General features: G+C 75.4%; 18 protein-coding genes and 1 riboswitch. Of the genes, 10 read left to right on the top strand and 8 right to left on the bottom strand.

Annotation, left to right across the window (positions count from 1 at the left end):
* Positions 1-171 precede the first annotated feature (171 nt).
* A complete protein-coding gene (locus ACFVSN_RS25705; RefSeq protein WP_380445240.1) occupies positions 172-867 on the bottom strand; it encodes a helix-turn-helix domain-containing protein in 696 nt (231 codons plus the stop codon).
* Between the two features lie 251 nt (positions 868-1,118).
* Positions 1,119-1,263, top strand: a riboswitch (cobalamin riboswitch).
* Positions 1,264-1,364: 101 nt separating this feature from the next.
* Between ACFVSN_RS25705 and ACFVSN_RS25700 the strand changes: the two genes are divergently transcribed.
* Genes ACFVSN_RS25700 through ACFVSN_RS25670 form a run of 7 tightly spaced genes read left to right on the top strand, consistent with a single transcriptional unit; the run spans position 1,365 to position 8,984 of the window.
* Complete coding sequence (locus ACFVSN_RS25700) at positions 1,365-2,327, top strand: cobalamin biosynthesis protein (RefSeq protein WP_380506277.1); 963 nt, start codon at positions 1,365-1,367, stop codon at positions 2,325-2,327.
* The gene (locus ACFVSN_RS25695) at positions 2,324-3,844 is read left to right on the top strand and encodes a cobyric acid synthase (protein WP_380445238.1); all 1,521 of its coding nucleotides are present in this window, start codon (positions 2,324-2,326) and stop codon (positions 3,842-3,844) included. The genes ACFVSN_RS25700 and ACFVSN_RS25695 overlap by 4 nt, the downstream gene beginning before the upstream one ends.
* Positions 3,841-5,937, top strand: a complete 2,097-nt coding sequence (locus ACFVSN_RS25690; protein ID WP_380506283.1) for a putative cobaltochelatase — start codon at positions 3,841-3,843, stop codon at positions 5,935-5,937. The genes ACFVSN_RS25695 and ACFVSN_RS25690 overlap by 4 nt, the downstream gene beginning before the upstream one ends.
* Before the next feature lie 5 nt (positions 5,938-5,942).
* Positions 5,943-6,548 (top strand): cob(I)yrinic acid a,c-diamide adenosyltransferase, encoded by a 606-nt coding sequence (gene cobO, locus ACFVSN_RS25685; RefSeq protein ID WP_380445236.1) that lies wholly within the window; start codon positions 5,943-5,945, stop codon positions 6,546-6,548.
* A 4-nt stretch (positions 6,549-6,552) separates the two neighbouring features.
* Positions 6,553-7,920, top strand: a complete 1,368-nt coding sequence (locus ACFVSN_RS25680) for a cobyrinate a,c-diamide synthase (protein WP_387956670.1) — start codon at positions 6,553-6,555, stop codon at positions 7,918-7,920.
* On the top strand, positions 7,917-8,480 hold the full coding sequence (gene cpt, locus ACFVSN_RS25675; protein ID WP_387956693.1) for a chloramphenicol phosphotransferase CPT: 564 nt from the start codon (positions 7,917-7,919) through the stop codon (positions 8,478-8,480). Before ACFVSN_RS25680 ends, cpt begins: the two co-directional genes overlap by 4 nt.
* 33 nt (positions 8,481-8,513) lie before the next feature.
* A complete protein-coding gene (locus ACFVSN_RS25670) occupies positions 8,514-8,984 on the top strand; it encodes an OsmC family protein (RefSeq protein WP_380445234.1) in 471 nt (156 codons plus the stop codon).
* Between the two features lie 33 nt (positions 8,985-9,017).
* On the opposite strand, the gene ACFVSN_RS25665 is transcribed toward ACFVSN_RS25670, so the two are convergent.
* The 3 genes from ACFVSN_RS25665 to ACFVSN_RS25655 form a co-directional block, all read right to left on the bottom strand.
* Positions 9,018-10,652, bottom strand: a complete 1,635-nt coding sequence (locus tag ACFVSN_RS25665; RefSeq protein WP_387956669.1) for a serine/threonine-protein kinase — start codon at positions 10,650-10,652, stop codon at positions 9,018-9,020.
* Positions 10,653-10,787: 135 nt separating this feature from the next.
* Entirely contained in the window at positions 10,788-11,243 is a 456-nt protein-coding gene (locus ACFVSN_RS25660) for a hypothetical protein (protein WP_387956668.1), read from the bottom strand.
* 78 nt (positions 11,244-11,321) lie between these two features.
* Positions 11,322-11,891 (bottom strand): MarR family winged helix-turn-helix transcriptional regulator, encoded by a 570-nt coding sequence (locus tag ACFVSN_RS25655; protein WP_387956666.1) that lies wholly within the window; start codon positions 11,889-11,891, stop codon positions 11,322-11,324.
* 75 nt (positions 11,892-11,966) lie between these two features.
* On the opposite strand from ACFVSN_RS25655, the gene ACFVSN_RS25650 reads away from it, so the two are divergent.
* Positions 11,967-12,917 (top strand): EamA family transporter, encoded by a 951-nt coding sequence (locus ACFVSN_RS25650; protein WP_387956665.1) that lies wholly within the window; start codon positions 11,967-11,969, stop codon positions 12,915-12,917.
* 63 nt (positions 12,918-12,980) lie between these two features.
* On the opposite strand, the gene ACFVSN_RS25645 is transcribed toward ACFVSN_RS25650, so the two are convergent.
* The 4 genes from ACFVSN_RS25645 to ACFVSN_RS25630 form a co-directional block, all read right to left on the bottom strand.
* A complete protein-coding gene (locus ACFVSN_RS25645; RefSeq protein WP_387956664.1) occupies positions 12,981-13,751 on the bottom strand; it encodes a hypothetical protein in 771 nt (256 codons plus the stop codon).
* A 91-nt stretch (positions 13,752-13,842) separates the two neighbouring features.
* Positions 13,843-14,850, bottom strand: coding sequence for a TolB family protein (locus ACFVSN_RS25640; RefSeq protein WP_380445243.1), 1,008 nt, complete (start codon positions 14,848-14,850; stop codon positions 13,843-13,845).
* Positions 14,851-14,936: 86 nt separating this feature from the next.
* Positions 14,937-16,247, bottom strand: coding sequence for an MFS transporter (locus tag ACFVSN_RS25635; RefSeq protein ID WP_387956663.1), 1,311 nt, complete (start codon positions 16,245-16,247; stop codon positions 14,937-14,939).
* 5 nt (positions 16,248-16,252) lie between these two features.
* Positions 16,253-17,158: an alkaline phosphatase family protein gene (locus tag ACFVSN_RS25630; protein WP_380445227.1), complete on the bottom strand. Its 906-nt coding sequence runs from the start codon at positions 17,156-17,158 to the stop codon at positions 16,253-16,255.
* Between the two features lie 285 nt (positions 17,159-17,443).
* On the opposite strand from ACFVSN_RS25630, the gene ACFVSN_RS25625 reads away from it, so the two are divergent.
* A complete protein-coding gene (locus ACFVSN_RS25625) occupies positions 17,444-18,676 on the top strand; it encodes a cobalamin biosynthesis protein (protein WP_387956662.1) in 1,233 nt (410 codons plus the stop codon).
* On the top strand, positions 18,673-19,725 hold the full coding sequence (gene cobC / locus ACFVSN_RS25620; RefSeq protein WP_387956661.1) for an Rv2231c family pyridoxal phosphate-dependent protein CobC: 1,053 nt from the start codon (positions 18,673-18,675) through the stop codon (positions 19,723-19,725). Before ACFVSN_RS25625 ends, cobC begins: the two co-directional genes overlap by 4 nt.

Below are 19,725 nucleotides of genomic sequence, written 5' to 3'. Positions count from 1 at the left end.
TGGGGACAAGTTCACTGGCGGGTGGGGGCGGGGGCCAGTGGGATGGGCTGTACGGGGGACGGGGTGGGGGGGCGGCTCCTGCGGAGGGCGGGGAGGCGGGAGGCCGAGGCGGAGGCGGGGGCGGGGTGGGGACGGGGTGGGGTGGGAGCCGGGGACGGGGTGGGGGTGGGGTCAGACCGGGATCTCCGTGTGGAGGCGGCCGAGGAGTTCCCAGAAGCGCGGGGCCAGGGGCCGGTCGCGCGGGGGCAGGGTGGGCGTCGCGGCGCCCCAGTGCGGGGAGGACACCTGGTGCTCCTGGTGCAGGGCCGTCAGGACGGTCGCGAGGTCGTCCTCGTGGACCGGCACGAGCCGCGCGACCGCCCGCAGGTGGGGCTGCCAGCGGCCGTCCACGCACCTGCGCAGCCGCTGGTCGAGCTCGGCGCCGCGGCCGGTCACCTCGACGAGTTCGGTGAGCCGCAGTCCGAGCACCTGGGCGAGCGCGTGCGTCCGCTCCTCGTCGCCGTCCCACGTCCCGGTGAGTTCGGCCTCCTGGTAGACGCGCAGGGCGACGCCGATGCGACGGGCGGCGGTGTCCTGGCTCAGTTCGCGGGCCACGCGGTGGTCGCGCAGGCGGGCCGGGCGGGTGCCCATGAGCTGCGCGGGCGGGCACCACAGGGCGCGGGCGAGGGCGATGAACTCCTCCTCGGTGGGGCGCAGCTCGCCGCTCTCCCAGGCGATGACGTGCGTGGGCAGCAGCCGGACGCCGTGCGCGGCCATGCCGCCGGCGACCTGTTCGGGGGTCAGGCCGAGCCCGGCGCGGTGGGCGCGGGCCGCGGCGGGCGAGAACGGCACCGGGGGCAGGGCGGGCGGAGGCTGTCTTCGTCGCATGTGAACGAACGCTAGGGCCGGTACGAACGGGCCCCCAGCCGCCGAACGCACGAAGCGCCGGGGAGGGCGCGCGCGGACCGCTGGAGGATCGCACAGGATGTCATGCCCCTGCGGCGGCAGTACTCGGAGGTAGTGACGGGGGCGTTCGCGGGCGCGCGCCGGGCCTCCCGCGTGTGACCAACCCCTCCGTGACCTCGGTTGACTCCCGGTTCGGCCGCGTGATGGGATCCCAGGGCCAAACGGAGGCATGCAGAGGAAGCCGGTGCGAGTCCGGCGCGGTCCCGCCACTGTCACCGGGGAGCACGGCCGGAACGACGCCACGGCGGACCGTCAGTCTTCGCTGACGTGCTGCTGGAAGGCTCCGGGGGTGCGTTCGACCCGGAAGCCAGGAGACTCTCGCCCCCGGTACGTCGATCCAGGGCGCGGACCCTGAGTGAGGACTCGCACGCGATGCAGGCTGCCCCGACCCGCCGAGCCCTCCCCTGTCCCCCTCCGTCGTGCGCCCGCTGACCCGCGCCGCCGCCTTCGCGGTCGGCGCCGTCGCGGGCTACCTGGCGGACGCCCGCTACGCCGATCCGCGCCGCGGCCACCCGGTGGCCGTCTTCGGCGGTGCGGCGACCCGCCTGGAGCGCCGGATGTGGCGCGACGACCGGGCCACCGGGGCCGCGTACACGGCGCTCTGCGTGGGCGCCGTCGCGGCGGGCGCGGTGGCGCTGGAGCGGACGGCCGGCCGCCGGCCGCTGGGGCGGGCCGCGCTGGCCGCCGCCGCGACCTGGACGGTGCTCGGCGGCACCTCGCTGACCCGGGAGGCGCGCACGATCGGCCGGGCGCTGGCCGCGGGCGACCTGCCCGCCGCCCGGGAGCGGCTGCCGCACCTGTGCGGGCGCGACCCGAGCGCGCTGGACGGGCAGCAGATCGCCCGCGCCGTCGTGGAGTCGGTGGCCGAGAACACCGCGGACGCCGTCGTGAACGCGCTGGCCTGGGGCGCCCTCGCCGGCACGCCCGGTCTGCTGGCCTTCCGCGCCGTCAACACGCTGGACGCGATGGTGGGTCACCGCTCGCCGCGCCACGCCCGGTTCGGCTGGGCCTCGGCCCGGCTGGACGACGTGGCGGGCTGGCCTGGCGCCCGGCTGACGGCGCTGCTGACGGTGGCCGCCGCGCCGCAGCCGCGGACGGCCTGGCGGGTGTGGCGGCGGGACGGTTCGGCGCATCCGAGCCCGAACGCGGGGCAGGCCGAGTCGGCGTTCGCGGGCGCCGTGGGCGTGCGGCTGGGCGGCACGCTGCAGTACGGCGAGCGCGTCGAGCACCGGCCGGTGCTGGGCGCGGAGCTGCGGCCGGTGACGGTGGACGACATCGAGCGGGCCTGCGCGCTGTCGCGGCGGGTGGGCGCGCTGGCGCTGGGTACGACGGTCGCGGGGCACGTCCTGCTGCGATCGCTGCTGAGGAGGGGAAGGGCATGACCAACGCGCTGCTGGTCGCGGGGACGACCTCGGACGCGGGCAAGAGCGTCGTCACGGCGGGCATCTGCCGGTGGCTGGCCCGCCGGGGCGTCCGGGTGGCGCCGTTCAAGGCGCAGAACATGTCGCTGAACTCGTTCGTGACGGCCGACGGCGCCGAGATCGGCCGGGCCCAGGCGATGCAGGCCCAGGCCGCCCGGGTGGAGCCGGAGGCGGCGATGAACCCGGTGCTGCTCAAGCCCGGCGCGGACGGCCGCAGCCAGGTGGTGCTGCTCGGCAGGCCGGTCGCCGAGGTGGGCGCGCTGGACTACCGCGAGCGCAAGCCCGTCCTGCTGGAGCGCGCCCTGGAGTGCCTGGCGGACCTGCGCCGCCGGTACGACGTGGTGGTGTGCGAGGGCGCGGGCTCGCCCGCCGAGATCAACCTGCGCGACCGGGACATCGCCAACATGGGCCTGGCGACGGCCGCCCGGCTGCCTGTCGTGGTGGTCGGCGACATCGACCGGGGCGGCGTGTTCGCGGCGATGTACGGGACGCTGGCGCTGCTGTCCGAGGAGGACCAGCGGCACGTGGCCGGCTGGTTCGTCAACAAGTTCCGCGGGGACGCCCGGCTGCTGGCGCCCGGCCTGGAGATGCTGCACGGCCTGACCGGCCGTCCGGTGCTCGGCACGCTGCCGATGCTGCCGGGGCTGTGGCTGGACGCCGAGGACTCGCTGGACCTGTCGACGGTCGTGGACCGGGTCGACGGGCGCGGGCCGCTCGGGGCGGACGTGCTGCGGGTGGCCGTGGTGCGCTTCCCCCGGCTGTCGAACTTCACCGACCTGGACGCGCTGGCGCAGGAGCCCGGCGTGCTCGTCCGCTGGGCGACCCGGCCGGAGGAGCTCGCCGACGCCGACCTCGTCGTGCTGCCCGGCACCCGGGCCACCGTGGCCGACCTCGCCTGGCTGCGCGAGCGCGGGCTGGAGCCGGCGCTGCGGGCGCGGGCGGCGGCCGGGCTGCCGGTCCTCGGTGTGTGCGGCGGGTACCAGATGCTGGCGGGCTCGATCGTCGACGACGTCGAGTCCAAGGCCGGTGCCGTCGACGCGCTCGGCCTGCTGCCGACGCGCGTGCGGTTCGGCGTGGAGAAGGTGCTCGCCCGGCCGGTCGGCGAGGCCTACGGGCACCGCGTCGAGGGCTACGAGATCCACCACGGGGTGGTCGCCGTGGACGGCGGGGAGCCCTTCCTGGACGGATGCCGGGTGGGCTCGGTGTGGGGCACGACCTGGCACGGCGCGCTGGAGAACGACGGGTTCCGCCGGGAGTTCCTGCGCGAGGTGGCCGCGCTGGCGGGCCGCGCGTTCGTCCCGGCGCCGGACACCTCGTTCGCCGAGGCGCGCGAGGCCCGGCTGGACCGCCTGGGGGACCTGATCGAGGAGCACGCGGACACCGACGCGCTGTGGAAGCTGATCGAGGGCGGGGTGCCGGCGGCCGGAACGCTGCCGTTCCTGCCGCCCGGTGCGCCTGAGGAGGCTGGCAACGCATGAGTGACGTCCGCTACCCGTTCACCGCGGTCGTCGGGATGACCGACCTGCGGCTCGGACTGCTGCTGAACGCGGTCTCCCCGGCCGTGGGCGGCGTGCTGGTGCGCGGCGAGAAGGGCACCGCCAAGTCGACGATGGTCCGCGCGCTGGCCGGCCTGCTGCCGTCCATCGCCACCGTCGACGACTGCCGCTTCTCCTGCGACCCGGCCGCGCCCGACCCGCAGTGCCCGGACGGACCGCACGCCTCCTCCGGGAGCAGCGAACGGCCGTCCCAGCTGGTCGAGTTGCCGGTCGGCGTGGCCGAGGACCGGATCGTCGGCTCGCTCGACCTGGAGCGCGCGCTCGCCGAGGGCGTCAAGGCGTACGAGCCCGGACTGCTCGCCAAGGCGCACCGCGGGGTGCTCTACATCGACGAGGTGAACCTGCTCCAGGACCACGTCGTCGACCTGCTGCTGGACGCCGCCGCGATGGGCCGCTCCTACGTCGAGCGCGAGGGCGTCTCGGTGCGGCACGCGGCCCGGTTCCTACTGGTCGGCACGATGAACCCGGAGGAGGGCGAGCTGCGGCCGCAGCTGCTCGACCGCTTCGGCCTGACCGTGGAGATCGCCGCGACGCGCGACCCGGCCGAGCGCGCCGAGGTCGTCCGGCGGCGGCTCGCCTACGACGCGGACCCGGCCGGCTTCGCGGCGCGGTTCGCCGGCGAGGAGCGGGCGCTCGCCGAACGGATCACCGCCGCACGGGAGTTGCTGCCCAAGGTCGAGCTCACCGACGTGGCGCTCCGGCAGATCACCGCCGTGTGCGCCGCGTTCGAGGTGGACGGGCTGCGCGCCGACATCGTCATGGCGCGGACGGCCGTCGCGCTGGCCGCGTGGGACGGGCGCACGGAGGTGCTGGAGGAGGACGTCCGCAAGGCCGCCCAGCTCGCACTGCCGCACCGGCGCCGCCGCAACCCGTTCGACGCGCCCGGACTGGACGAGGAGCAGCTGGACCGGACGCTGGAGGAGCACGCGCAGCCCGAGGACTCCCCGGAGGACTCCCCCGGGACCGACGGTGACGGTGACGGCGACGACCCGGACGGCGACGGCCCCGGCCCCGGCGACGACGGCGGCCCCGGCCCGGACGGCGGCGGCGCGCCCGAGCCCGAGAGCGGTCCGCAGGCCCCGGAGGCCGCCGCCTCCGACGCCGCCGCCCCGGACCTCCCCGAGCAGCAGCCCGTCCCGGCCCAGCACCCCGCCCCCGCGCGGGAGTCGGCGCCGGTCGCGGCCGGCGACCCGTACCGCACCCGGCTGTTCGCCGTGCGCGGCACCGGCCACGGCGCGCAGGGCCGCCGCTCCCCCGCCGAGACCGACAGCGGGTACACCGTCCGCGCGCGACGCCCCCAGGGCGCCCTCAGCCGCCTGCACCTGACCGCCACCCTCCAGGCCGCCGCGCCGCACCAGGTGGCGCGCGGGCGCGCCGGCGCCGCGCTCGTGCTGCGCAAGGACGACTTCCGCGAGCAGGTGCGCAAGGGCCGCGAGTCCAACCTGGTGCTGTTCGTCGTCGACGCCTCCGGCTCGATGGCCGCCCGGCAGCGGATGACCGCCGTCAAGGGCGCCGTGCTGTCGCTGCTGATGGACGCTTACCAGCGGCGCGACAAGATCGGCATGATCACCTTCCGCGGCGCGGGCGCCGAGCTGGCGCTCCCGCCCACCTCGTCCGTCGAGGTCGGCGCGGCCCGGCTGGAGTCGCTGCCCACCGGCGGCCGGACCCCGCTGGCCGCCGGCCTGCTGCGCGCCCACGAGGTGCTGCGGATCGAGCGGCTGCGCGACCCGGCCCGCCGCCCGCTGGTCGTCGTCGTCACCGACGGACGGGCCACCGGCGGCCGCGACGCGCTCGCGCAGTCCCGGCGCGCCGCCGGGCTGTTCGCCGCCCAGGGCGTCGCGAGCGTCGTCCTGGACTGCGAGTCCGGCCCCGTCCGGCTCGGCCTCGCCCGCACCCTCGCCGGACACCTCGGCGGCACTGCCGTCACCCTGGACGAACTGCGCGCCGAGGGCGTCGCCTCGCTCGTCCGCGACAGTCGCGACAACCGTGCAACCACCATGCGAAAGGCGGCCTGAGCAGCATGCCCAAGGGTGTTCCCGAGAGCGTTCCCGACGACGGCCTGACGACCCGCCAGCGCCGCACGCAGCCGATCACCGCCGTGCACACCGGCCCCGGCAAGGGCAAGTCCACGGCCGCGTTCGGCATGGCGCTGCGGGCCTGGAACCAGGGCTGGTCCGTCGGGGTGTTCCAGTTCGTGAAGTCCGCCAAGTGGAAGGTCGGCGAGGAGAACGCGCTGCGCGTCCTCGGTGCCTCCGGCGAGGGCGGCACCGTCGACTGGCACAAGATGGGCTCCGGCTGGTCGTGGATCCAGCGCTCCAGCGAGATGGAGATGGACAGCGAGGCGGCCGCCAAGGAGGGCTGGGAGCAGGTCAAGCGCGACCTCGCGGCCGAGACCTACCGCTTCTACGTGCTCGACGAGTTCACCTACCCGATGCACTGGGGCTGGGTCGACCCGGAGGAGGTCGTGTCCGTGCTCGAGGACCGGCCGGGCAGCCAGCACGTCGTCATCACCGGCCGGTACGCCCCCGAGGCGCTCACCGGCTTCGCCGACCTCGTCACCGAGATGACCAAGGTCAAGCACCCCATGGACGCCGGCCGCAAGGGCCAGCGCGGCATCGAATGGTGATTCCTTGAGCATCCCCCGCCTCGTCGTCGCCGCGCCCTCCTCGGGCGCGGGCAAGACCACCGTCGCCACCGGCCTGATCGCCGCGCTCGCCGCCCGCGGGCTCGCCGTCTCCCCGCACAAGGTCGGCCCGGACTACATCGACCCCGGCTACCACGCGCTGGCCGCCGGGCGACCGGGCCGCAACCTGGACGCCTTCCTGTGCAGGCCGGAGCGGATCGCGCCGCTGTTCCTGCACGGCGCGGCCGGGGCCGACGTCGCCGTCGTCGAGGGCGTCATGGGGCTGTTCGACGGGGCGTCGGGGCGCGGGGAGCTGGCGTCCACCGCGCACGTCGCCAAGCTGCTGCGCGCGCCGGTGGTGCTCGTGGTGGACGGCAGCTCGCAGTCCCGTTCGGTGGCCGCGCTGGTGCACGGCTTCGCCTCCTGGGACCCGGAGGTGCGGCTCGCCGGGGTGATCCTCAACCGGGTCGCCTCCGACCGCCACGAGCACCTGCTGCGCGAGGCCCTGGAGGAGGGCTCCGGCGTGCCCGTGCTGGGCGCGCTGCGCCGCTCCACGGCCGTCGCGACGCCCTCGCGCCACCTCGGGCTGATCCCGGCCGTGGAGCGGTCGGCGGAGGCCCTGAAGGCCGTCGCGGACATGGGCGACCTCGTCGCCGCCTCGGTGGACCTGGACGCGGTGCTGGCGCTGGCCCGGACCGCACCGGCCCTGGACGCCGATCCGTGGGACCCGGCGGCCGAGGTCGCGCCGGTCGCCGGCCGGCCCCGGATCGCCGTGGCGGGCGGCGCCGCGTTCTCCTTCTCCTACGCCGAGAACGCCGAACTCCTCGGCGCCGCCGGGGCGGAGGTCGTCCCGTTCGACCCGCTGCACGCCTCCGGGCTGCCCGAGGGCACCGCCGGGCTCGTCATCGGCGGCGGCTTCCCCGAGCTGTACGTCCGGGAGCTGAGCGGGAACGCGGAACTGCGCTCGGCGATCCGGGAGTTCGCCGCCTCCGGCGGTCCGATCGCGGCCGAGTGCGCCGGACTGCTCTACCTGGGGCGGGAGCTGGACGGGAAGCCGATGTGCGGCGTGCTCGACACCACCGCCCGGATGACCGAACGGCTCACCCTCGGCTACCGGGAGGCCGTCGCCCTGCACGACTCCCCGCTCGGCCCGGCCGGCACCCGGCTGCGCGGCCACGAGTTCCACCGCACGGTCTGCGAGCCGGCCGCCGGCGACCACCCCGCCTGGGGGTGGCGCCTGCCCACCGGATCCCACACCGAGGGCTTCGCCGACGGCAACGTCCACGCGTCGTACCTGCACCTGCACTGGGCCGGCACCCCGGAACTCGCCACGTCCTTCGCGGGCGCGGCGGCGGCCTACGGGGGTTCGCGCTGAACGTCGTCGTCCTCAACGGTGGCTCCAGCTCGGGCAAGTCGAGCATCGCGCGCCACCTCCAGGAGCTGCTGCCGGAGCCGTGGCTGCACCTCGGCACGGACACCCTGGTCGACGCGCTGCCGCCACGGCTGCGCGAGGGCGGCGAGGGGATCGGCGGCATCGGCGGCCCGGCCGGCGGGGGCGAGGACGCCGACGGCGTGGTGAGCGTCGGACCGGCGTTCGCGGCGCTCGACGCGGCCTGGACGACCGGGGTCGCGGCGATGGCGCGGGCCGGCGCCCGGATCGTCGTCGACGAGGTGTTCCTCGGCGGCGCGGCCTCGCAGCGGCGGTGGCGGGCGGCGCTGGACGGCCTGGACGTGCTCTGGGTCGGCGTGCGGTGCGACGCCGCCGTCGCGAGCGCCCGGGAGGCGGCGCGCGGCGACCGGGCCGCCGGGATGGCCGCGGCGCAGGCGCAGGCGGTGCACGTGGGTGTGACGTACGACGTGGAAGTGGACACGTCCCGGACGGATGCGGTCGGCTGCGCCCGAATCGTCCTCGGCCACCTCCCCGGATGCGATTGACTGTCCGCCAGGACCGTCCGGAGAGGCTCGCACATGCCCAAGCTGCACACGTACACCACCGAGGTCACCTGGACCGGCAACCGGGGCACCGGCACCGGCGACTACCGCTCCTACGGCCGCGACCACGACGTCGCCGCCGACGGCCGGCCGACCATCCCCGGCTCGTCCGACCCCGCCTTCCGCGGCGACCCGGCCCGCTGGAACCCCGAGCAGCTGCTCCTCGCGTCGATCTCGCAGTGCCACCTGCTCTGGTACCTGCACCTGTGCGCCGTCAACGGCGTCGTCGTGACCTCGTACGTCGACAACCCGGTCGGCACGATGGCCGAGACGCCCGAGGGCGGGCACTTCACCTCGGCGGTGCTGCACCCGCGGATCGAGGTCGCGTCCGAGGGCATGGTCGAGAAGGCGCTCGCCCTGCACGCCGACGCGCACCGGGCCTGCTTCATCGCGAGCTCGGTCAACTTCCCGGTCCGGCACGAGCCGGTGGTGACGGTCGCGCCGTAGTGCCGTGGCCGGACAGGTCCACGGCACTAGCCGTCAGAGGGCCAGGGTCTGCCAGCCCCGGGTGATCTGGTCGTGGACGGCCGCCGGGTCCGGGGCCGCCTGCCGGGCCTCCCGCTGGGCCGCCGCGAGCGCGGCCAGCAGCGCCGCCCCGTCCGCCGGGCGCTGCGCGGGGTCGATGGCCAGGGCGCGGGTCACGACGGCGGCGAGCCCCGGGTCGAGGTCCCGGACCGCCGCCACCGCGGCCGGTTCGGGCCCGGTCTCCACGATCCGGCGGATCACCGCTCCCGTGCTGGTCGCCGCGAACGGGCTCGCGCCGTGCGCCGCGCACACCACGCAGCACGCCCACGCCCACACGTCGGCGGCCGTGCCGACCCGCTCGTCGCCGAACTGCTCCGGCGCCATGTACGTGAGGGTGCCGGGCCCGCCGCCGGTCATGGTGAGCCGGGTGCCGTCCACGATCGCCGCGATGCCGAAGTCGAGCAGGCGCGGGCCGGCCGTCGTCAGCATGATGTTCGCCGGCTTGAGGTCCCGGTGCACCAGCCCCAGCCGGTGCACCCCGGACAGCGCCACGGCCAGCGCGAGCGCCAGGGCGCGCAGCGCCTCGGCGGAGCGGATCGGCCCCTGCTCGCGCAGGTGGACGTCGAGCGGGCGGCCGTCCAGCAGCTCCATGGCGAGGTACGGGCGGCCCTGGTCCACGCCCGAGTCGAGCACCCGGGCGGTGTAGGCGCCCGGGACCATCGCCAGCACCTCGGACTCGCGCTGGAAACGGCGCAGGAGCTCGGCGTCGTCGAGGAGTTCGAGGTTGATGGTCTTGAGCGCGACCTGCGTCGCGGAGCCCTGCCGCTGGGCGAGGTACACCGTGCCCATGCCGCCGGAGCCGATCCGGCCGAGGAGCTGGTAGCCGCCGATGACGCGGGGCTCGTGGGAGCTCAGCGGTTGCCCGACGGACGGGACGGGCAGGGCCGGCGGGGTCGGCGGAGTCGCGGGGGTGGGCGGGGCGAACTGCGGGGCCGGGGGAACGTATTGCGTCGGAACGTACCCCTGCTGCGGCGGCACGGTCGCTCCGTACGGGTTCAGCGGCGGTTGCTGTGCCGCACCGGTGCCGACGGGCTTGGGCCGGCGACTCGTGATCACGGCCACGATCTGGAAGACCAGCGCGGCCGGGACCAGGATCACCGGCAGGACGAACACGGCGAGCACGGCACGGAGGACCAGCAGTCCGACGACCCGGAGCTGAGTCCGCCTGGAGCGCCACGCCTGCTGCGGCAGGCCGGTGGCCAGCACGTTGCGCTGGGTCAGGTAGGAGAGCCCCAGCCAGAGCACCAGGCACACGACGAAGACCGTGATGTACCAGGTCCTGGCCAGGTGAACGGCCAGGTGCACCTCGAAGGAGATGTACCGCGCGTTGGCCGTGTCGAACGGCCGCACGAGCAGCCTGTCGCCGAAGACGAACATCGCGGGGGTCACGGCCACCACCCCGGCCGCGGTCAGCACGGTGACGGCGGCATCACCGATGGCCGCCCCGATGCCGCCCGGGGCGCCCGCGCCCGCGTCCTCCCCGAGGGCCGTCAACGCCCTTCGGCGCATTGCCGCCTGAGCGCGCACCAGCAGTGGGAGCGTCGCCAGTCGGATCACCAGCACCGCGCCGAGCAAGGCGAGCAGAGCCACCCAGAAATTGTTCAGCATGCTTCCCCCAGCCTCATCGAGCACAGGGAGTATAGGGGGCCCGGGGCCGGCGTGACCGACGGCGAGGAGGTCAGTCCCGATCCCGGCCCCCAGGCAGCTCGCCCACCCACCGGCCCTCTACGGCCAGCCGGCGGCGAGGGTGCCGTGGAGGGGGTCGGCCTGGTAGCAGGCGGGGCAGCGGAGGCGGGTGTAGATCGCCACGGGGCCCATGCAGACGTCCTCGCGGCCGTCGGCGGGGGAGGCGGAGGCGGCGGGGCGGCCGCATTCCAGGCAGCGGCGGGTGGGGCGTTCGGCGGTGGAGCAGGCGCGGCAGAGCATCCGTTCCGGGGTCTCGGCGTGGACGACGACGGGCTGGGGGCCGCCGGCGCAGAGGTGTTCGCAGAAGGTCCAGGTGTCGTCGGCCTCGGCCGCGAGCATCCGGGCGCGGGCCTCCTGCTGCCAGCGGGCCGCCTGCTGGATCGGGATCGTCACCGGCGGACCCCAGCCGGCGGCCATGAGCCACTCCCTGCCCTCGGCGCCGGCGGCTCGGAGCTGGTCGTCGACGGCGATGTCCCTGGGTGTCCTGTCCTTCATCGGCGTTCTCCTCCGGCACGGTTGTGCCGGGTCTAACGCGACCGGGGATCGGTTGGATACGTCGTCCCGCCCGGGGCGCTACAACCGCTCGACGTCTCCGTGGGCGACGAGCAGCTTCTTCAGCAGCGCGTCCAGCTGGGTGCGTTCGCCCTGGTCGAGGGGGGCGAGGAGGCGCTCCTCGTTCCGGACGTGGCCGAGCAGCAGCGTGTCGACGAGCTCCTTGCCCTCCGGGGTGAGCCGGACCAGGACCGCCCGGCGGTCGCCCGGACAGGGGTGCCGCTCGACGAGGCCCTTCGCGGACAGCCGGTCCACGCGGTTGGTGATCGCGCCCGACGTGACCATCGCGGACTTGAGCAGTGCGCGGGCGTTCAGCTCGTACGGCTCGCCGGCCCGGCGGAGCGTCGCGAGGACGTCGAACTCCGAGGTGTCCAGGCCGTGCTGGGTGAAGTACTCGCGCAGGGCGGAGTCGACGTGCAGGTTGAGGCGACGCAGCCGGCCGATCAGGGCCATCGGGCCGCTGTCGATCTCGGGGCGGGCCCGGGCCCACTGGTCGACGATGTCGTCCACGGTGTCGCGCTGCTGCACCTGCTCCTGCATGGCCTCCGCCTCCTCCGGCCGCTGTCCGTACCCGTTTATCTTAACCTTCACATACTTGACGTTCACAGATCCTCGGCGCACAATTTATCTCAACGTTCAGATAATCAACGTTGAGGGGAACCCGCCATGGACCGGAACCGCCTGGGAATCGCCGCCACCGCCGCCCTCGCCCCGGCCGCCTGGGGCACGACCTACCTCGTCACCACGCAGCTCCTGCCGGAGGGCCGTCCGCTGCTGCTCGCCGTCGTCCGCGCCCTCCCGGCGGGGCTGCTCCTGCTGCTCATGGGGCGCAGACTGCCCAAGGGGCGCTGGTGGGGGCGCGCGGCCGTGCTCGGGATGCTCAACATCGGGCTGTTCTTCCCGCTCGTCTTCGTCGGCGCGTACCGCCTGCCCGGCGGGGTCGCGGCGACCATCGGGGCGATCCAGCCGCTGCTCGTCGCCGGGTTCTCGATCGGCGTGCTCGGCATCCGGCCCGGGCGGCGGACCGTCCTGGCCGGACTGGCCGGGGTCGGCGGCGTCGCGCTCCTCGTCCTCAAGAGCGGCGCACGGCTGGACGGCGTCGGCATCGCCGCGATGGTCGCGGGGATCGGGCTGATGGCGATGGGCACGGTCCTCACCCGCCGGTGGGGCCGTCCCGAGGGCGCCACCATGCTCGACCTGACCGCGTGGCAGCTCCTGGCCGGCTCGGTCTTCCTCGTCCCGCTCGCCGCCGTCGTCGAGGGCGCACCGCCCGCGCTGACCGCCACCAACCTGGCCGGGTTCGCCTACCTCGGGCTGTTCGGCACGGCGCTCGGCTACGTCCTCTGGTTCCGCGGCATCGAGCGCCTGGGCGCCGGCCCGGCGTCCTTCCTCGGCCTGATCAACCCCGTCGTCGCGACGATCGGCGGCCTGGTCGTCCTCGGCCAGACGCTCACCCCGTGGCAGGTCCTGGGCCTGCTGATCGCCCTGGGCGCCCTGGTGGCCGGCCAGTCCCCGGCCCGCGCCCCGAAGCCCGCGGCGCCGGCCCCGATCCCGGCCGCGGCCCCGAAGCCCGCGACGACGCCCCCGGTCCCCGAAGCGGCACCAGCCGCCCGCTGACGTCCCGTGCCCCCGCCGAGCCCGCTCGGCGGGGGCACGGCATCGGGGCAGGAGAGGAACGCGTCAGCCGGTGGCGCGGACGTAGATGTCGGCGGCGCCGGGAAGGCCCCCGGGGATGGTGGAGACGTAGATGCGGCGGCCGGCGGTCGTAGTGGGGGCGGCCGAAGCCGCCGTCGGAGTGGCCGCGGGGCTCACGGTCACCGTCGCGGTTGCCGTCGCGGTCGCCGTCGGAGTGGCCGGCGGCGGGGTGTCGTCGTCCTCGTCCTCGTCCCCGTCGACGGCCGCGGGCGCGGGCACGGGCACGGGCACCGAGTCCGCCGGGGCCACCTCCGTGGTCACCGTCGGGGACGGCCCGGGGAGTTCGGGCGCCGACGGGGACGGCTCGGGGACTTCCGGGGCCGTTGTGGGTTCGTTGCCGCCGAGGGCCGTGGAGAGGTCGGGCGGGAGCGGAGCGGCGGGGCCCGGGTCGGGGAGGTCGTAGGTGCGCAGGAAGTCGGCGAGGCCGACGTCCTTGCCGCCCGCGACGCGGTAGTGGAGGTACGCGACGGCGGACCCGTCGGGCGCGTGGGTGTAGACGGAGCCGACGGGCACGAAGGCCCGGCCCGCGCCCGGGTGCTGGGACGGGTGGAGGCCGGCCAGGCGTTCGGCGCGGTCGCGGTCGGTCTCGCGACCGCCGCCGCCCAGGGTGAGGGTGTTGATGCCCCGGACGAGCAGGGCCGCCGCGACGGAGACGAGCAGCACGAGGCTCACGGCGACGGTGCGGCGCAGCACCGGCCGGCCGTGCAGGGCGGGCCAGGAGTCGGTGACCACGCGCTCGGGCGGGATTCCGTCCACCGTTGTCGCTCCCCCGTTCGATCGAGCCGTCACCGTGCTCGACGAGGGACCGCGGCCGAGAGTTCCTCGACGTGCTCCGCCGCCCCCTCGCTCACCCCACGTACGCGGGGGCGACCGCGGCCGTGGTGACCCGCCGGGCGGCGCCGGTGCCGTCGGCCGGGACGGTCCACAGGTCGGCGCCGTAGTCGCCGGGGAGGGCGTAGAGGAGGGTGCCGGTGTCGCTCCAGAGTGCCTGGTCGTCGATGTTGCGCTGCTCGGCGGTGGCGGTCTCGGTCATGGTGGCGAGGTCGAGGACGTAGAGCCGCCAGGGCGAGTCGGCGGGCAGGCCGGGCACGCGCTTCTTGTAGGCGACGCGGGTGCCGTCCGGGGAGAGCGAGGGGCACTCGACGTCGTCGTGGAGGGTGGTGAGGGTGCGGGCGGCGAGGTCGCCGCGGACGAGGTGGGTGGTGCCGCCGGAGGCGAGGGTCGCGTAGAAGGTGTTGTCGTCGGCGAAGGTGACGCCCCAGATGTTGACGTCGTGCGCCCGGAACGGCTGCCCGTCCTTGATGACGTCGAAGGTCTCCAGGTTCTCGCGGAGGTTCCCGTCGCGGACGTCGACGATCGAGGTGCGGGTGGAGAAGTCGGTGCCGGCGTAGGAGTCGCCGCTGACGAAGACGGTCCAGGCGGCGAAGTGGCCGGAGGGCGAGACGCGGGCGCGCGTGGGGATGCCGGCGGCCGGGAAGGAGCGCGTCTCCTTGAGGTGGTCGTCGAGGACGACGGCGCGGTAGGTGTCCTCCAGGGCGCCGTGTTCGGCCTGGAGGCAGATGCCGGTGCCGCCGGCGGTGTGGAAGCGCAGGCACTTGACGCCGGAGGCGGTGCGGGGGCCGTCGGCGCGGTCGGCCGGGACGGTGGTGAGCTCGTCGCGGTGCGGGCCCCACGCCATGTTGCGGAACACCAGCCGTCGGCCGTCCGGGGCGGCCTTGAGGGACACCGTCCCGGACGAGACGGCCGGGCCGCCCGCCTGCGGCCGGTCGCGGCGGGCGGTGCGGTCGGAGGCGTGGAGGACGGCGCCGGTGCCGACGGATCCGAGCAGCAGGACGGCGACCAGCAGGATGAGCACCCTGGCCCGGTTCCCGAGGGTCCGGCCCTGGACGGGCCGGTCCGGAACGGGCTCGTCGAGGAGCGGCTGGTTCTGGAGGGGCTGGTTCACGAAGACACCTCACGGGCGGGTTCGCGGAGCACGACGGCCGCGCCGACGACGCACAGGGCGAGCGCGCCCGCCGACCACGCGAGCGCGGTGGAGCCGCCGGTCGCGCTCCACAGCGCGCCGAACAGCAGCGAGCAGGCGAACCGGGCGAGCGCCTGCCCGGTGCCGACGAGGGCGAGCCCGGCGCCGCGCTGCTCGGCGGGCACGGTATCGGCCGCGGCGGCCGCGAGGACGCCGTCGGTGGCGGCGTAGAAGGAGCCGTGCAGGACGAGCACGCAGATCACCGCGGGCAGTCCGCGCAGCGGCGAGAGCAGCAGCCCGTACGCGAGGAGCAGCAGCCCGTGCCCCGCGAGGAACAGCGTGCGGCGGCCGATCCGGTCGGCGAGCAGGCCCATGGGCACGGCGAGCAGGAGGAAGGCGGCGGCGGTGCCGAGCGGCAGCAGCGGGAACAGGGTGATGGACAGGTCGAGGCGGCGCTGGACGAGCAGGTAGACGAACGAGTCGCTGACGGTGGTGAGTCCGAGCAGGACGGCGCACACGGTGAGCCGCCGGAGCCCGGGCAGCCGCAGCAGCCGCAGGCCGTCGCGCAGCGAGGGGGCGGCACGTGAGGGCTCGTCGCCGGTGAGCCGGTTCGGCACGAACAGCAGCAGGACCAGCACACCGAACACCGCGACGCACGCGCTGACGGTGAACACCGCGTCGTAGCCGTGCCGTTCGCCGCCGTCGGCGAGCAGCGGGCCGCCGGCCAGGCGGAGCACCAGGAACGCGGTGAGCGGCCCGAGCAGCGCGCCCGCCGTGTCCATCGCGCGGTGCACGCCGAACGCCCGGCCGCGGTGCGCGGGGTCACTGGCGAGCGAGATCATCGCGTCGCGCGGGGCGGTGCGCAGGCCCTTGCCGGTGCGGTCGACGGCGATGACGGCGCCGATCAGGGGCACGGTGTGGGCGAACAGCAGCAGCGGCTTGCACAGCGCCGACAGGCCGTAGCCGACGGCCGCGACGGCCTTGTGCCGGGGTGCGCCGCCGGCGCCGCGCCGGTCGGCGAGGTGGCCGCCGGCGAGGCGGACGAGCGCGCTGAAGCCGTTCTGGATGCCGTCCAGCAGCCCGAAGCCGAGCGGCGAGAGGCCGAGCCCGGTCAGCAGGTAGAGCGGGAGGACGGCGCTGACCATCTCGGAGGAGATGTCGGTGACCAGGCTGACGGTGCCGAGGGCGAAGACGGCCCCGGGCACGGCGCGCAGGGCGGCGCCCCGCCGCCCCGGCGTTTCGGCCGGGGCGGCGGGGGCCTTCGAGCTGCGGGATTCCGCGACGTACACGGGCGTCAGTTCCAGATGCCGGTGATGTCGTTCGCGCTCGCGGAGTTGCCGGCGTGCGCGCTGAGGCCCGCCAGGTCCTCCAGCGTGTGCAGCACGTCGTAGTGGTTGTAGCTGGTGGAGGTGCTGCTGCCGGGGGCGACGTGCGCGCCGTAGACCACGGTGGGGATGCGGTTGCCGGAGAGCTTGTTGTCCTCGTCGAAGGTCATGACGAGCAGGCTGTTGTGGCTCCTGGCCCAGTCCGCGTAGGCGGCGAGGTTGGTCTGGATCCAGGAGTCGCCGGTGCCGACCGAGCAGTCGTGCATGTCGTCGCAGAGGTCCGGGACGACGAACGACACCTTGGGCAGGGTGGTGAAGTCGGCCGGGAACGCGTCCATGCCGTACGCACTGGAGGTCGGGACGTTGCCGAAGCCGAACCAGGGGTTGTGCTTCTGCGCGTAGTTGTCGACGCGGCAGTCGGTGGCGCCGACGCCGGGGATGCCCTCGTTGTAGCTGGCGAAGGTCTGGCCGGCGTCCAGCAGTTCGGAGGCCAGGTTGGGCGCCTGCATGGTGCCGACGTCGACGCAGCTGTCGTCGGTGACGCCCTGGGAGCTGCCCGAGAACAGCATGTAGTAGTTGGGCTGGCTGGGGTGGGTGAGTGCGTAGGACTGGGTCAGCGTCGCGCCTCCGGCCACGAGGGTGTTGTTGACGTAGGGCGCGTTGGAGCTGCCGACCACCTGCGAGTAGGCGTGGTTCTCCATGACGACGACCACGATGTGGTCCGGCGTCGGCAGGGCGGCGGCGGTGTCGGCCGCGGCGTCGCCGGTCGCGGCCCACAGGCCGAGCGAACCGGCCGAGAGGCCGAGGGCCGCGGCGAGCGCGGTCAGGGTGCGGCGGCGAGGAGTGCCGGGGGTACGGAGTCGTGCGAAGGCCATGGGGGTCCTCCGGGCGTCGAATGTGCTTCGGGCTTGATGGGGGTTGAGCGCCGAAAACAGTAGGATCGCCGCGGTGTCGTGTACCGCACAAGACAAGTGAAGAACAGACGAACAGCTGCCGCCCGCGCGCGGGCCGCCCCACCGACGTCACAGCCGCCGGCGATTGACCCGTTCCGGCCGGGCGTGGTGGGATCACCTGGGCTTTTGGCTGTCGGGGCGGGTCCGGACGGGGCCGGCCCGAAGCCGGGTCAAACCCTGGTCAAGGAGCGAGCTGAGGAGCTGGACGTGATCGGGCTGGTCGCTGTCAACGGGTCGCTGCGGCCACTCGCCGCCGAACTGCACGCCGCCTGGCCGGACAGCAGCAAGGTCTACCGGGCCTCGGTCGGCAACTGCTTCGGCCCGCCCGAGGCGATCACGCTGGCGCTCGTCGAGTGCGAGTACGTGATCTGCTTCGCACCCCTCCCGGGAGCCGCCCGCCTGTTCGACTACGCGGGCCACCTGAGCAGCAAGGACAAGGGCCTGCTCTGCGTGGACCCCCTGCGCCGGTACGTGATCCCGCTGAGCAGCGACCCCGCCACCGCGGAGCTGGCCTGGGAGGTGGCGGCCGTGCTCGGCGTCCAGCCGGTGATCACGGACCGCCGGGACCCGCGCGAGACCGCGCTCGCCGAGCTGGCCCGGCAGGCCGCCCCCGGGACCGGGACCGGCGGCCCGACAGCGGCACCCGCGGAGGAACCCGTCCTGCGGATCCCCGACCCGCAGGACCCGGACGACCCCGACAGCGACCTCGCGGTCCTCCCCCGCACGCTCGTCCTCGGCATCGGTGCGGGCAGCGGCACCGAGGACACCGAGGCGATGCGGCTGCTCATGGACGTCCTGCGGGAGACCGGACTGTCCCGCCAGTCGATCGCCCGCATCGCCACCGTGGCCGGCAAGGGCGACCACCCGGCCGTGAACTGGGCCCGCTGGTGCCTCGGCCGGACACCGGTGGACGAGCACCCGGCGGACGTGCTCGCGACCGTCCCGGTGCCGAACCCCTCCGCCGCGGTCGGCGCCGCGGTCGGCACCGCGAGCGTCGCCGAGGCGGCGGCGCTGGCGAGCGCGCCGGGCGGCGAACTCGTCGTCGCCAAGCGGAAGTCGGCGCACGCGACGATCGCGATCGCGCGGACGGCGCTGCGCGGACGGCTGACGCTGGTCGGCCTCGGCCCCGGGCCGCACGACCTGCTCGTGCCGCGCGCCCTGGAGGCGCTGCGGAGCGTCTCGGCCGTGGTCGGCCCGCCGGACGCGGTCGCGGCGGCCGCCGGACTGCTTCGCCCGGCCACCCGGCGGATCGCGACGGACGACAGCGCCGGGGCCGCCGCCACCCTGGCCTCGCACGGCCACGACGTCGCCCTCGTGGCCCTCGGCGACGGCGCCGCGCTGAGCGTGCCGCCCGGCGCGTACGACGTCCTGCGCGTCCCCGGTCTGCCCCTCGACGTCCGGGACGCGCCCCGGGAACAGCACCAAGGAGACCCCGCGTGACCCGAGCCGAACCCGACCTCCGCCACCACGGCGACGCCGAGGTGCGCGCCGACGGGCTCGGCCTGGTCGACCTCGCCGTCAACGTCCGCACCGGTACGCCCCCGCTCTGGCTGCGCGAGCGCCTCGCCGCCACGCTAGGCGAACTGGCCGCCTATCCGGACCAGACGACGGCGCGCGCGGCCGTCGCCGCGCGGCACGGACGGCCGGTGGACGAGGTGCTGCTCACCTCGGGCGCCGCCGAGGCGTTCGTCCTGCTCGCTCGCGTGCTGACACCACGTCACATCACCGTCGTGCAGCCGCAGTTCACCGAGCCGGAGGCGGCACTGCGCGACGCCGGGCACGCCGTGCACCGGGCGCTCCTGTCGCCCTCGGACGGCTTCCGGCTCACCGCGGGCGCCGTCCCGGAGGAGGCCGACCTGGTCGTCCTCGGCAACCCGACCAACCCGACCTCCGTCCTGCACCCCGCCGACGCCGTGGCCGCGCTGGCCCGCCCCGGGCGCACCCTGGTGGTGGACGAGGCGTTCATGGACACCGTGCCCGGCGAGCGCGAATCCCTCGCCGCCGCCCGGGACCTGCCCGGCCGGGTGGTCGTGCTGCGCAGCCTCACCAAGACCTGGGGCCTGGCCGGGCTGCGGATCGGCTACGTGCTCGGGCCCGCGCCGCTGATCGCGGAGCTCGGCGCCGCGCAGCCGCTCTGGCCGGTCTCCACCCCGGCGCTGGCCGCGGCCGAGGCGTGCAGCACGCCGGCGGCACTGGCCGAGGCGGAGGAGGCCGCCGCCGAACTCGCCCTGTGGCGCGCGAACCTGCTGAAGGGCCTGGCCGGTTTCCCCTCCGTCCGGGTGCACGGGGAACCGGCCGCGTCGTTCGTCCTGGTCCGGCTGCCGGGCGCGGCCGCCGTGCGGGAGCGGCTGCGGGCGCGCGGCTTCGCCGTCCGCCGCGGGGACACCTTCCCGGGCCTCGGCGAGGAGTGGCTGCGGATCGCCGTCCGGGACGAGCCGACGACCGCGCGCTTCCTGGACGCGCTGGCGGCCGTGCTGGACGAGGCCTGA

The organism is Kitasatospora sp. NPDC057904, assembly GCF_042887925.1.
GTDB lineage: Bacteria > Actinomycetota > Actinomycetes > Streptomycetales > Streptomycetaceae > Kitasatospora.
This window is presented reverse-complemented; position numbering and strand designations above follow the sequence as displayed.